This is a genomic window from Stenotrophomonas sp. SRS1 (assembly GCF_026130205.1).
In the GTDB taxonomy this organism is placed as follows: Bacteria; Pseudomonadota; Gammaproteobacteria; order Xanthomonadales; family Xanthomonadaceae; genus Stenotrophomonas; species Stenotrophomonas rhizophila_B.
In genome coordinates this window covers 71,767-86,000 of the sequence record NZ_JAINFD010000005.1, presented here as the reverse complement: position 1 = coordinate 86,000, position 14,234 = coordinate 71,767, and the positions used below count along the sequence as shown (strand labels likewise).

At 68.2% G+C, this 14,234-nt stretch carries 6 protein-coding genes and 1 pseudogene; all 7 read left to right on the top strand.

The annotated features are described in order from the left end of the window. Positions 1–113: 113 nt before the first annotated feature. The 7 genes and pseudogenes from K4043_RS17375 to xylA all read left to right on the top strand — a co-directional run bounded on the left by K4043_RS17375 (position 114) and on the right by xylA (position 14,212). Positions 114–2,351 (top strand): exo-alpha-sialidase, encoded by a 2,238-nt coding sequence (locus K4043_RS17375; protein ID WP_265310067.1) that lies wholly within the window; start codon positions 114–116, stop codon positions 2,349–2,351. Continuing rightward, complete coding sequence (locus K4043_RS17370) at positions 2,348–4,255, top strand: sialate O-acetylesterase (RefSeq protein ID WP_265310066.1); 1,908 nt, start codon at positions 2,348–2,350, stop codon at positions 4,253–4,255. Before K4043_RS17375 ends, K4043_RS17370 begins: the two co-directional genes overlap by 4 nt. A 122-nt stretch (positions 4,256–4,377) precedes the next feature. Continuing rightward, positions 4,378–5,982: pseudogene (locus K4043_RS17365) on the top strand (DUF5597 domain-containing protein); the annotation flags it as partial. A gap of 46 nt (positions 5,983–6,028) precedes the next feature. After that, positions 6,029–8,875 carry a TIM-barrel domain-containing protein gene (locus K4043_RS17360; protein WP_265310065.1) on the top strand — a complete coding sequence of 949 codons (2,847 nt, stop codon included), beginning with the start codon at positions 6,029–6,031 and terminating at the stop codon, positions 8,873–8,875. A 101-nt stretch (positions 8,876–8,976) separates the two neighbouring features. Further along, complete coding sequence (locus tag K4043_RS17355; RefSeq protein ID WP_265310064.1) at positions 8,977–11,355, top strand: glycoside hydrolase family 95 protein; 2,379 nt, start codon at positions 8,977–8,979, stop codon at positions 11,353–11,355. Next, positions 11,352–12,875, top strand: a complete 1,524-nt coding sequence (gene xylB, locus K4043_RS17350; protein WP_265310063.1) for a xylulokinase — start codon at positions 11,352–11,354, stop codon at positions 12,873–12,875. Before K4043_RS17355 ends, xylB begins: the two co-directional genes overlap by 4 nt. Next, positions 12,872–14,212 (top strand): xylose isomerase, encoded by a 1,341-nt coding sequence (xylA, locus tag K4043_RS17345; protein WP_123728945.1) that lies wholly within the window; start codon positions 12,872–12,874, stop codon positions 14,210–14,212. Before xylB ends, xylA begins: the two co-directional genes overlap by 4 nt. Positions 14,213–14,234 lie beyond the last annotated feature (22 nt).

The window sequence follows — 14,234 nt, the reverse complement described above, 5'->3', positions numbered from 1 at the left end:
CGGCCTTCCTGCTTCGTGGATCTTCCTCTCCACCACGAAGCGGGCAGGGCCGCAGTTCCTGCTCCAGGCGTGCGGCCGCGATGCCGCACGCCGCTCCACCGGGAGGCCCGTGCATGACCCCCGCCGATTGCCTGATCTGGACGTTGCGTGCATCGGCCCATCCTGGCCGCTGCCGGGCAGGGTGGCTCGTGGTGTTGCTGGCCGTGTTTCCGCTCCTCGCCGCGGCAGCCCCCTACCAGTGGCAGAACGTGGCCATCGGTGGCGGTGGCTTCGTGACCGGGCTGGTGTTCCATCCGACCGAGCCGAACCTGCTTTACGCACGCACCGATGTCGGCGGTGCCTACCGGTGGGACCAGACCACCGGCCGCTGGAACGCGTTGACCGACTGGCTCGGCCGCGACGATGCCAACCTCACCGGCATCGAAAGCCTGGCCGTGGACGCCAGCGACCCGCAGCGCGTCTATCTGGCCGCGGGCACCTATACCACTCCTCGCGTCGGCAACGGCGCGATCCTGCGCTCGTCCGACCGCGGGACCACCTTCACCCGCACCGATCTTCCGTTCAAGCTCGGTGGCAACGAGCTTTCGCGCGGCAATGGCGAACGGTTGGCGGTGGATCCGCATCAAGGCCGCATCCTGCTGCTGGGCACGCGCAGCAACGGCCTGTGGCGCAGCGACGACCATGGCGCCCACTGGCGGGAAGTGACGAGCTTCCCGGCGATCGCGCGCAGTGCGCAGGCCAGTGCGCCGGCATGGAACGGCACGCAGCAGATCGGCATCGTATTCGTGCAGTTCGATGCGCGCAGCGGCCGTGCCGGACATGCCACGCCGGTGATCCATGCCGGTGTGTCGACCACGACCGGCCCCGCGCTGTACCGCTCTGACGATGCGGGACAGACCTGGCAGCCACTGCCCGGGCAGCCGCGTGGCCTGCGCCCCACCCGCATGGCGCAGGGCAGTGACGGACGCCTGTATATCGCCTATGCGGATCTGCCGGGCCCGGACAGCATGGGCAACGGCGCGCTGTGGCGGTTCGATCCCGCGCAGGGGCGCTGGCAGGACATCACGCCGGTCCCACAGTCCAGTGACATCCAGGGCGATGGTTTCGGCTGGGGCGGCGTCAGCGTGGAGGCCGGCAATCCGGACGTGGTGATGGCCAGCACCTTCAATCGCTTCGGCCCGCACGACGATATCTTCCGCAGTACCGATGGTGGCCGCAGCTGGGCGCCGGTCATCGCAGGGGCGAGGTTCGAACACGACAACGCGCCCTGGACCGCGCACGCCTCCCCGCACTGGATCGCCGATGTGCAGATCGATCCGTTCGACCCGCGCCGGGTGCTGTTCGTCACTGGTTACGGACTCTGGGCGAGCCGCGATATCCGCGCCGCCGACGATGGCCAGCCGGTGCAGTGGTGGTTCCAGAATGATGGGCTGGAGGAAACGGTGCCGTTGGATCTGGTCAGCCCGATGCAGGGCGCGCACCTGCTCAGCGCACTGGGCGACATTGATGGCTTCCGCCACGATGACCTGGCGGTGTCGCCGTTGCAGTACGCCGGCCCCCGTCTGACCAACGGCGAGAGCATCGACGCTGCGGCGCTGGCACCCTCGCACGTGGTGCGTAGCGGCACCGTGCGGCATCGCCTGCACAACGAGGTCCGTGCAGCCTGGTCGGAGGATGGCGGGCGCACGTGGCAGACGTTCGTGAGTGAACCGCCGGACGGCGAGGGCGCCGGCCGCATCCGCATCGCCAGCGATGGCGGCCGGGTGCTGTGGCACACGCTGCGCGGCCGCCATTGGTACACCGATGACCATGGCCGGCACTGGCGCGCCGTGCGCGGCCTGCCCGACAGTGCCGTGGTGATCGCGGACACCCGCACGCCTGCGCACTGGTATGCGTACGACGCCGCCAGTGGCGCGTTGCTGGGCAGCGACGATGGGGGTGCCTCGTTCGTGGCCGACCACGTACGCCTGGCGCCGGCCCCGGCGCTGACGGCCGAGCTGCGCGCCGATCCGCGGCGGCCTGGGCTGGTGTATGTCGGTGCCGGTCCGCAGGGGCTGCTGCGCTGGCGCAAAGGAGAGCTGCAACGCGTGGCGGGTGTGGACGTGGTTCACAGCCTTGGCGTCGGCAAGGGCACCCCCGGTGGTGAGGTTGCCAGCGTGTTCATTGCCGGCACCATCGATGGCATCCAGGGGCTGTTCCGTTCCGATGACGGCGGTGCCCGGTGGCTGCGCATCGATGACGCCGCGCACCAGTTCGGTCAGATTCAACGCGTCACCGGTGATCCGCGCCTGCACGGGCGTGTCTACTTCGCGACCGGTGGACGCGGCATCGTCTATGGAGATCCACAATGAAACGAGCATGTGCGCTGGCGGTATCGCTGTCGATGTTCACCGCGGCCGTGCAGGCCGAGCCGGTCCTGCCGCGGTTGTTTGCCGATGGCATGGTGCTGCAGCGCGACCAGCCGCTGCCGGTGTGGGGCACTGCCACGCCCGGCGCACGCCTGCAGGTCGGCATCGACGGCCTGCGCGCCAGTACCACGGTCGGTACGGACGGCAGCTGGAACGTCGTGTTACCGCCGCACGCGGCCGGCGGCCCGTTCCAGCTGGAGATCGCGGGCGACGGGCGCGCGCTGCAGGTGCGCGACGTCCTGTTCGGCGATGTCTGGCTGGCCAGCGGTCAATCCAACATGGAGTGGCCGCTGCACGATACGCAGGGCGCCGCGGTGGCCATCGCCGCGGCGAACGACACGCAGCTGCGGCATTTCAAGATTCCCAAATCCTGGTCCGGGCAGCCGGAGACGGCGCTGGCCGGTGGCCACTGGCTGCCGGCGACCCCTGCCAACGCGGGCAACTTCTCCGCGGTCGCCTACTACTTCGCGCGCGAGCTGCGGCAGCACACCGGGGTGCCGATCGGCATCATCGACAGCAGCTGGGGCGGCAGCGCCATCGAGGCCTGGATGCCGGCGGCGATCCAGGGCATCGACGCCGCCACGTTGGCCACGCGGATGCAGGCGCAGCGTGAGCGCGATGCCCGCACGCTGGTGCAGGTACGGCAGCGCCTTGCCCACTGGACCACGTTCGATGAGCAGCCGCAGTGGTCGGCGGCGCCGTTCGATGACAAGGACTGGGAGGCCGCCACGCTTCCCGGCCTGTGGGAAACCGGCGGCTATGCCGGCATGGACGGTATCGGCTGGTACCGCGCCGAATTCACCCTGAGTGCCGCGCAGGCAGCGCAGTCCGGCAGCCTCGGGGTCGGGCGGATCGATGATTCGGACCGCACCTTCGTCAATGGCGTGCAGGTCGGCGCGACGACCATGGCCTGGAACACGCCCCGGGTGTATCCGCTGGCGGCCGGCCAGCTGCACGCCGGTCGCAACGTGGTCGCGGTGCGGGTCGAGGACCTGGGCGGTGGCGGCGGCATCCACGGCGAGGCGGCCGAGCTGTTCGTCCGCCTGGCCGATGGCAGCCAGCTGCCGCTGCAGCGCTGGCGGTTCCGCCCCGCCGCGGTCACGGTCGCGCTGGACGATGACAAGAACCAGACCCCGACGCTGCTGTACAACCGCATGATCCATCCGCTGCCGCCGTTCCCGATCAAGGGCGTGATCTGGTACCAGGGCGAGAGCAATGCGACCGACACCGGGGCGTTCGCTTACCGCGACCAGTTCAAGGCCTTGATCCAGCAGTGGCGGCAGGACTGGAGCGCACCGGCGCTGCCGTTTGTCTGGGTGCAGCTGGCCAGCTTCGGCGCGGGCGCCGATCACGGAGACCAGAGCCCATGGGCGGTGCTGCGCGAATCGCAATCGGCGGCGCTGTCGCTGCCGCACACCGCGCAGGCGGTCAGCATCGACCTGGGCAATGCGACGGATATCCATCCGCGCAACAAGCGCGATGTCGGCGCACGGCTGGCGCTGGCCGCCCGGCACGCGGCGTATGGCGAAACGCTGGACTACAGCGGTCCGGTGCAGCGTGCCGTCCGCTTCGATCACGGCCAGGCTGTGATCACCTTCGACCTGATGGGCAGCACGCTGGCGGTACGCGGCGGTGGCACGCAGCCGCAGGGCTTCACCGTGGCCGGTGCCGACCGGCGCTTCCACCCGGCGAAGGCGCGGATCGACGGTGATCGCGTGATCGTCCACAGCGAGGCGGTCGCCACGCCGGTCGCCGTGCGCTATGCCTGGCGCGAGAATCCGGCCGACGCCGACCTGATCAATTCGCAACAGCTGCCGGCCTCGCCGTTCCGCAGCGATACCTGGTGACCACAAGGACCCCGTGCATGTCTCCGACCACATACCCGCTTCCGCTGTTCCCGCGCCGCCTGCTGCTGCCGGCCGCCTTGCTCTGCCTGCTGGCTGGGTGTGGGCAGGCACCGGCACCGACACCGGCCGAGGGCTCCACGCCGCCGGCTACGGCCGCGGCCGGCAAACCGGGGACGCCCGACGCCGCCAGGCAGGCGCCGATCCCGCAGTTCATCAGCAAGGACGGCAGGCACGCGCTGTTGGTGGATGGCGAGCCGTTCCTGGTGCTGGGCGCACAGGTCAACAACTCCAGCAACTACGCGGCCGCGCTGGAGGCGGTGTGGCCGGCGGTGAAGATCATCGGCGCCAACACCGTGCAGGTGCCGATCGCCTGGGAGCAGATCGAGCCGGAGGAGGGCACGTTTGATTTTTCCTTCGTCGATACGCTGCTCCAGCAGGCACGCGAGCATGACGTGCGGCTGGTGCTGCTGTGGTTCGCGACCTGGAAGAACAACGGTCCGGCCTACGCGCCGCGCTGGGTGAAGACCGACAACACCCGTTTCCCGCGGGTGGTGACCCGCGACGGGCGCAGTATCGGCTCGCTGTCGCCGCATGCGCCGGCCACGCTGGAGGCGGACCGCAAGGCGTTCGTTGCCTTCATGCAGCACCTCAAAGCGGCTGACCCCCAGCGGACGGTGATCATGGTGCAGCCGGAGAACGAGCCGGGCACCTACGGCAGCGTGCGCGATTTCTCGCCGATGGCGCAGCAACTGTTCGACGGCCCGGTGCCGGCCGAACTGCTGCAGAAACTCGGCAAGTCACCCGGCACCTGGGCACAGGTGTTCGGCGCCGATGCCGATGAGTTCTTCCACGCCTGGTCGATCGGGCGCTTCATCGATCAGGTCACCGAGGCGGGCAAGGCGGTGTATCCGCTGCCGATGTACGTCAACGGCGCGCTGCGCGGGCCGTTCAATCCCGGTCAGCCCGGCCAGTACGCCAGTGGCGGCCCGACCGACAACGTGCTCGATGTGTGGAAGGCCGCAGGTCCGCACATCGATTTCCTGGCGCCGGACATCTACATGCCCGAGTACCGCATGTACACCACGGTGCTGGAGCGCTATGCGCGGCCGGACAACGCGCTGTTCGTCGCCGAGACCGGCAACGCACCGCCGTATGCGCGCTACCTGTTCCCGACCCTGGGGCACGACGGCATCGGCTGGTCCACGTTCGGCATCGATTTCAGCCATTACAGCAACTACCCGCTGGGCGCGAAAAAGGTCGACGAGGAAACATTGGCGCCGTTTGCCACCGGCTTCCAGCTGGTCAGCCTGGGCATGCGCCCGTTCGCCAAGGCCTCGGCCGAAGGCAAGCTGCATGGCGTGGCCGAAGAAGCCGGCCAGGCCGTGCAGGACGTGCCGCTCAACGCGCGCTGGCGCGCCACCGTCACCTATGGCGTGCCGCAGTTCTGGTTCCAGGGCCAGCCGCCGGGCAATCCCGAGCCGATCGGCAGCGCGCTGATCGCCGAGCTTGGCCCGGACGAATTCCTGATCACCGCCCAGCACGCACGGGTCACCCTGCACCCGGCCGGAGAGGCCACCGCGAACATGGTGCTCGACCGTGTCGAAGAGGGGTTCTACAAGGACGGCCAGTGGCAGTTCCAGCGCAACTGGAACGGCGACCAGACCGACTACGGCTTGAACTTCACCACTGCGCCGCAGCTGCTCAAGGTCACGCTCGCGACGTATTGAACCGGGGGTGTCCGCACCCGAGCAACGAGTAAAAAGGGAGCACTGAATGCGTTACAAGAGCGTACTGAGCGTGCCGCTGCTGGCATTGCTGGCGTCACCGGCGATGGCCCAGAGCCACCGCGTGCTGGACAACGGTGTGGTGGTGGTGCCGGCCCAGGCCGGCGCGGCCCAGGTCCGGCTGGAACTGGTGGACGACAACATCGTGCGGGTCAGCGCCGACCCCGACGGCGACTTCACGCGCACCCCGAGCCTGATGCGCGTCCCCGTACAGGGCAAGCCGCGCTTCACGGTGGAGCAGGGCGGTGGCAACGTGCGGCTGGTCGCGGCCGGCATCAGCGCAGAGATCTCCGAAGCCGATGGCCATGTCAGCTTCCGTGACGCCCAAGGCAAGCCGCTGCTGGCCGAGCGCGCCGGTGGCCGCAGCTTCAGCCCGCTCACGGTGGAGGGCAAGGCGTACTACAGCGTGCGCCAGCGCTTCCAGTCGCCCGGCGATGAAGCGATCTACGGGTTCGGTCAGCATCAGCAGGGCTGGATGAACCAGAAGGGCCGCGACGTCGAGCTGCTCCAGGGCAACATCGACATGGCGGTGCCGTTCATCGTCTCCAGCCGCAATTACGGTCTGCTCTGGGACAACAACGCGATCACCCGGCTGGGCGACCCGCGCGGGCTGCAGCCGCTGCAGGCCTCGCTGCAGGTGTTCGATGCCAAGGGCAAGGCCGGCGCCTTGACCGCCCGCTACATCGTCGATGGCAAGACCCGCGTCGAGCGCCGCGAGCCGGAGGTGAACTACCAGTACATCAAGGACCTCACCGCGTTTCCGGCCAAGGGCAAGAACGGAGCTGAAGGGGGGCGCTCGCAGGTGGTCTGGGAAGGTGCGATCGAGGCGAAGACCGCCGGTCGCCATACCTTCTCCCTGTACGGCAGCGAGTACATCAAGCTGTATGTGGACGGCAAGCTGGTGATCGACCGCTGGCGCCAGAACTGGAACCCGTGGCATCACGAATTCGCGCTGGAACTCACGCCCGGCACCCGCCACCAGATCAAGGTCGAGTGGGACCTGATCGACCCCAGCTACATCGCGCTGCTGCACCGTGATCCGCTGCCGCAGGCCGAAGCCGCCGATCTCTCGCTGTGGTCCGAAGCCGGGCAGATGGTGGACTATTACGTGGTCGCCGGTGGCAATGCCGATGAGGTGATCGCCGGCTATCGCGAACTGACCGGCAAGGCCGTGATGCTGCCCAAGTGGGCCTACGGTTTCTGGCAGAGCCGCGAGCGTTACAAGAGCCAGGATGAACTGCTCGGCGTGCTGGACGAGTACCGCCGCCGCAAGCTGCCGATCGACAACATCGTGCTGGACTGGTCGTACTGGCCCGAAGATGCCTGGGGCTCGCACGACTTCGATTCCACCCACTTCCCCGATCCGGACGGCATGGTCAAGCACATTCATGACCAGCACGCGCAGGTCATGATTTCGGTGTGGCCGAAGTTCTACCCGACCACGGCCAACTACAAGGAACTGGACGCGGCCGGCTTCATGTACCAGCGCAACGTCGAGGTGGGCGAGCTGGACTGGATCGGCAAGGGCTACAAGAACTCGTTCTACGATCCCTATGCGGCAAAAGCGCAGCAGATCTACTGGCGCCAGATCAACGAGAAGTTGAACAGCAAGGGCTTCGATGCCTGGTGGATGGACGCCGACGAGCCGGATGTGCACTCCAACCTGGATATCGGCGAGCGCAAGGCACGTACCACGCCGACCGCACTGGGCCCGTCCACCGAGTTCTTCAATTCCTATCCGCTGCCGCACACACAAGGCGTGTACGAGGGGGATCGCGCGGCTGATGGCCAGCGTGTCTTCATCCTTTCGCGCAAAGGCTATGCCGGCACGCAGCGCAATGCGGTGGCGGTGTGGAGCGGCGACATCGTGTCGCGGTGGGACGACATGCTCGAGCAGATCTCGGCCGGCGTGAATACCGCCATGTCCGGCCTGCCCAACTGGACCTTCGACATCGGCGGCTTCTCCACCGAGAAGCGCTATTCCGAAGAAGATCCGGCGCACCTGCAGGAGTGGCGCGAACTCAACACCCGCTGGTTCCAGTTCGGTGCGTTCGTACCGCTGTTCCGCTCGCATGGGCAGTACCCGTTCCGCGAGATCTGGAACATCGCGCCGGAAGGAACGCCGTACTACGACAGCATGGTGTACTACAGCCGCCTGCGTTACACGCTGCTGCCCTACATCTACACCCTGGCCGCCGACACCTGGCACCACGACGGCAGCATCATGCGCGGCCTGCCGATGGACTTCCCGTCCGATCCGGCGGTCCGTGACATCAACGACCAGTACCTGTTCGGTCCCTCGCTGCTGGTCGCCCCGGTCACCACGTTCGGCGCGACCTCGCGCAAGGTGTATCTGCCGGCCGGCACCACCTGGCTGGATTACTACACCGGCCAGCGCCTGCAGGGCGGCCAGACCATCGATGCCGCCGCGCCGCTGGAACGCATCCCGTTGTACGTGCGGGCCGGCGCGATCATGCCGATCGGCCCGGTCCAGCAGTACGTGGATGAACAGCCGGACGCGCCGCTGACCGTGGTGGTCTATACCGGTGCCGACGGCACGTTCTCGCTGTACGAGGACGACGGCCGCAGCTACGGCTATGAGAAGGGGCAGTTCAGCCGCATCCCGCTGGAGTGGAACGAGGCCACACGTGAACTGCGCATCGGCAAGCGCGAAGGTCAGTGGAAGGGCATGCAGGCGCAGCGCACGATCCAGGTCCGCTTCGTGGAGGGACCGCGTGCCGACGCCGGTGCGCTGGCCCCGGCCATCGATCAGACCGTGCGCTATGACGGCAAGGCGGTAGTCGTGCCGCAGCGCAAGATGGCAGCCGCGCGCTGATCGCCTAGGATGATGATGACTACCGGTGGACATTTCGCCTTGGAGGGCGTTGAAGTGGCAGCAGGCAGCACAGGCACGCCAATGCAGCGCAGGGGAATGCCGTGGAGCTGAGCCGCCGCGGGCTGTTCAAGGCACTTGGGGCCGGGCTGACCCTGTCCGCCACCGGCTGGTCGTCCCAGGCCGGTGCGGTGCCAGCGGCTGCAGGGCGGGGCGACGCGGCTGCGGCGCCGGGGGACGCCCCGCAGCTCTGGTACCGCGCGCCCGCCACCGAATGGGTGCAGGCCCTGCCGACCGGCAACGGCCGGTTGGGCGCAATGGTCTGGGGCGGGGTTGCGCATGAACGGATCGGCCTCAACGAAGACACGCTTTATGCCGGGGGGCCGTATGACCCCACCAGTCCGGACGCGCTCGCGGCGCTGCCGGAGGTGCGCGCGCTGATCTTCGCCGGACGCTACGCCGAGGCCGAAGCACTGGCCGACGCCAAGCTGCTGTCGCGGCCGGCCAAGCAGATGCCGTACCAGCCGCTGGCCGATCTGCTGCTGGATTTCGACCGCGCCGATCACATCGACGGGTATCGCCGGTCGCTGGATCTGGACACGGCCGTGGCGACCACTGAATTCCGCAGCGGCGGCGCCTGGCACCGCCGCGAGGTGTTCGTGTCCGAACCGGACCAGTGCATCGTGGTGCGGCTCAGTGCCGACCTGCCGGGGCGGATTTCGCTGCGGCTGGGCGTGGACAGCCCGCAGCAGGGGACGGTGCATGCGGACGCGGACGGGCTGCTGTTTGAAGGGCGCAACGCGGGCTTTGCCGGTATCGAGGGCAAGCTCCGCTTCGCGCTGCGGGTGCAGCCGCGTCTGCACGGTGGCGCGCTGCGGGTGGCGCGTGATCGCCTGCATGTGGAAGGTGCCGACGAGCTGGTGCTGGTGCTGACGGCCGCCACCAGCTTCCGCCGCTTCGATGATGTCAGTGGGGATCCGCAGGCGCTCACCGCGGCGCACCAGGCGCAGGCCGATGCCCACGATTATCCGGCGCTGCTGGCGCGCCATCTGGCCGCGCACCAGACGCTGTTCCGTCGTGTGTCGATCGATCTCGGCAGCACGCCGGCCGCGCAGCTGCCCACCGATCAACGCGTGCGGGATTTTGCCAGCGGCAACGATCCGGCGCTGGCGGCGCTGTATCACCAGTACGGGCGCTACCTGTTGATCTGCAGTTCGCGGCCCGGCTCGCAGCCGGCCAACCTGCAGGGCGTGTGGAACGACCTCATGGCCCCGCCGTGGGAGAGCAAGTACACGATCAACATCAACACCGAAATGAACTACTGGCCCAGCGAGGCCAATGCGCTGCACGAATGCGTGCAGCCGCTGGAAGACATGCTGTTCGATCTGTCCCGTACCGGCGCGGTCACCGCGCGGCGGATCTACGATGCGCCGGGTTGGGTGGTACACAACAACACCGACCTCTGGCGGCAGGCCGGGCCGATCGACGGTGCCCAGTGGAGCCTGTGGCCGATGGGCGGCGTCTGGCTCCTGCAGCAGCTGTGGGACCGCTGGGACTATGGCCGCGATCCGGCCTATCTGCGCCGCATCCATCCGCTGTTCAAGGGCGCGGCCGAGTTTTTCGTGGCCACCCTGCAGCGCGACCCGACCACCGGCGCGATGGTCACCAATCCCTCGATCTCGCCGGAGAACCAGCATCCGTTCGGTGCGGCGGTCTGCGCCGGGCCGGCGATGGACTCGCAGCTGCTGCGCGATCTGTTCGCACAGTGCATCCAGATCAGCGCGGCGCTCGGCGTTGATACCGCGTTCGCCGCGCAGCTGAAGACGCTGCGCGCGCAACTGCCGCCGGACCGGATCGGCAAGGCCGGGCAGTTGCAGGAGTGGCAGCAGGACTGGGACATGGAGGCACCGGAAATGCATCACCGGCACGTCTCGCATCTGTATGCGCTGCACCCCTCCAGCCAGATCAACCTCCGCGATACTCCCGCACTGGCGGCAGCCGCCAAACGCTCGCTGCAGATACGTGGTGATGAAGCTACCGGCTGGGGTATCGGCTGGCGCCTGAACCTGTGGGCCCGGCTGGGCGATGGCGAGCATGCGCTGCAGATCCTGAAGATGCTGCTCTCGCCCGAGCGCACGTATCCGAACCTGTTCGACGCACATCCGCCGTTCCAGATCGATGGCAACTTCGGCGGCACCGCCGGTATCACCGAGATGCTGCTGCAGAGCTGGGGCGGGTCGATCTTCCTCTTGCCGGCGTTGCCGTCGGCGTGGCCTGACGGCGAGGTGCGCGGCCTGCGCGTACGCAATGCCGCCGGCGTGGATCTGCAATGGCGCGATGGCCAGCTGCACTCGGCCCTGCTGCGCAGTGAGCGCGGGGGCACCTATCAACTCGTGCATGGCGAGAGCACGCTGACCGTGGCGCTGCGCGCCGGTGGCCAGCAGCGCATCGGCCTGCGCGGCAATCAACTGGTGAAGCAATGAGTCTGTACGTAGGGCTGGATGTCGGGACGCAAAGCGTCAAGCTGCTGGCCTATGACCCGTCGCTCGGCGAAGTGGTCGCCACGGTCGCCCGGCCGATGCAGCTGGTCAGCCACGACGATGGCACCCGGGAGCAGGAGGCGCAGTGGTGGATCGACGGCATCATCGCCTGCTTTGCAGAACTGGACCCGGCACTGCGCGGCCGCATCCGTGCGATCGGCGTCTCCGGTCAGCAGCACGGTTTCGTGCCGATCAACGCACGCGGGGAGGTGATCGCGCCGGTGAAGCTGTGGTGCGATACCAGCACCGCGGCCGACTGCGCGCCGATCATGGCCGCGGTGGGGGGGGCCGCGGCCTGCATCGCGCTGGCCGGCAATCCCATCCTCGCCGGGTACACCGCCTCCAAGCTGCCGTGGACGCGCCGCCATCGCGCGCAGGCGTATGCAGAACTGGACGGCATCCTGCTGCCGCATGACTACATCAACTTCTGGCTGACCGGGCAGCGCTACGCCGAGTACGGTGATGCCTCCGGCACCGGCTGGCTGGACGTGCGCAACCGCTGCTGGTCGCGCGAGCTGCTGCAGGCGATCGACCCGGAGCGCGATCTGTCCGCGCTGCTGCCGCCGCTGGTGCCGCTGGAATCCACCTTCACGCTGCATCCGCGGATCGCCGCGCTGCTGGACCTGCCGGCCGACGTACAGGTCTCCACCGGCGGCGGCGACAACATGATGGCCGCGCTGGGCACCGGCAACGTGGCCGCGGGGCGGTTGACCATGAGCCTGGGTACGTCCGGCACGCTGTTCGCGTATGCCGATCACCCGGTGGTGGACGACGATGGCCGCTGGGCCGCGTTCTGTTCCTCCAGTGGCGGCTGGCTGCCGCTGATCTGCACGATGAACTGCACCGTCGCCACCGAGCGCATGGCCGCACTGTTCAACATCCCGCGCGGCGGTGGCGAGGCGCTGATGGCGCAGACCGAGCCAGGCGCGGGCGGCCTGGTGATGCTGCCGTACTTCAATGGCGAACGGACCCCGGACCTGCCCGACGCGCGTGCCTGCCTGCACGGCATGGACCTGCACAACACCACCCCGGCGCACTTCTATCGGGCCGCGATGGAAGGCGCCACGTACAGCCTGCGCAACGGCTACGACGCCTTCACCAGTGCCGGCCTGTCGTTCGACACCGTGTTGCTTACCGGCGGCGGAAGCAACAGTGCCGCGTGGCGGCAATTGATCGCCGACGTCTTCGATCTGCCGGTCAAGGTGCCCACCCAGGCCGAAGGCGCGGCCTTCGGCGCGGCCCTGCAGGCGCTTTGGGCGGCGCAGCGCGGGCAGGGCGGCGAACCGAGCCTGGCGGCGACGGTCGATGCGCACGTGCGCTTCGACGACGCGCTGTCGGCCACACCCGATCCCCGCACTGTGCCGCGCTACGCAGAACAGTACCGGCGTTTCCTCCACCATCTATCCGAGGTTGGTCCGCTGCTGCGTACCGACCCGTCACCACCGCAAGGATCCGAGCAATGAGCACCTCCGTTTACATCGGCGCAAAGGAATACTTCCCCGGCATCGGCCGCATCCCGTTCGAGGGACGCGACTCGGACAATCCGCTGGCCTACAAGGTCTATGACGCGGACAAGCGCGTCGGCGGCAAGACCATGGCCGAGCACCTGCGCTTCGCCGTGGCTTACTGGCACAGCTTCTGCGCGACCGGCCACGATCCGTTCGGCCCGGGCACCCGGGTGTACCCGTGGGATGCCGGCAACACGCCGCTGGCGCGTGCCGAGGCCAAGGCCGATGCCGCGTTCGAGTTCATCACCAAGCTGGGCGTGCCGTATTACTGCTTCCATGACATCGATCTGGCGCCGGACGCCGACGACATCGCCGAGTACGAGGCCAACCTGCAGCACATGGTCGGCATCGCCGGCGAGCGCCAGAAGGCTACCGGGGTCAAGCTGCTGTGGGGCACCGCCAACCTGTTCTCGCACCCGCGCTACATGAACGGTGCCTCGACCAACCCGGACTTCGCCGTGGTCGCCCGCGCCGCGGTGCAGGTCAAGGCCGCGCTCGAGGCCACCGTGGCCCTGGGCGGCGAGAACTACGTGTTCTGGGGCGGCCGCGAGGGCTATGCCTGCCTGTACAACACCGACATGAAGCGCGAGAAGGACAACATGGCGCGCTTCCTCACACTGGCCCGCGACCATGGGCGCAGCATCGGCTTCAAGGGCAACTTCCTGATCGAGCCCAAACCGATGGAGCCGATGAACCACCAGTACGATTTCGACAGCGCCACGGTGGTCGGCTTCCTGCGCGAGCATGGCCTGGACAAGGACTTCAAGCTCAACATCGAGGCCAACCACGCCACGCTGTCCGGGCACACCTTTGCCCATGACCTGCAGGTGGCCTCCGATGCCGGCCTGCTCGGCAGCATCGATGCCAACCGCGGCAACCCGCAGAATGGCTGGGACACCGATCAGTTCCCGACCGACCTGTACGACACGGTCGGCGCGATGCTGGTGGTGCTGCGCCAGGGCGGCCTGGCCCCGGGCGGGTTCAACTTCGATGCCAAGGTGCGCCGCGAGTCGTCCGCGCCGGAAGACCTGTTCGAGGCCCATATCGGCGGCATGGATGCGTTCGCGCGCGGGCTGGAAGTGGCCCACGCCCTGATCGAGAGCTCGCCGCTGGAAGGCTGGCGCCAGGACCGCTATGCCAGCTTCAGCAGTGGCGCCGGTGCCGAGTTCGCCGCCGGTCGCAGCAGCCTGGAGGCCCTGCGCAGCCTGGCCCTTGCCCAGGGCGAGCCGCAGCAGCGCAGCGGCCGCCAGGAAAGGTATGAGAACCTGATCAACCAGTACCTGCTGCGCTGATCAGCAGCTTCCCTTCAACCCA

Coding starts and splice junctions, on each gene's coding strand:
- K4043_RS17370 (WP_265310066.1), top strand. CDS start 2,348: ATGAAACGAGCATGTGCGCTGGCGGTATCGCTGTCGATGTTCACCGCG.
- xylA (WP_123728945.1), top strand. CDS start 12,872: ATGAGCACCTCCGTTTACATCGGCGCAAAGGAATACTTCCCCGGCATC.
- K4043_RS17375 (WP_265310067.1), top strand. CDS start 114: ATGACCCCCGCCGATTGCCTGATCTGGACGTTGCGTGCATCGGCCCAT.
- xylB (WP_265310063.1), top strand. CDS start 11,352: ATGAGTCTGTACGTAGGGCTGGATGTCGGGACGCAAAGCGTCAAGCTG.
- K4043_RS17360 (WP_265310065.1), top strand. CDS start 6,029: ATGCGTTACAAGAGCGTACTGAGCGTGCCGCTGCTGGCATTGCTGGCG.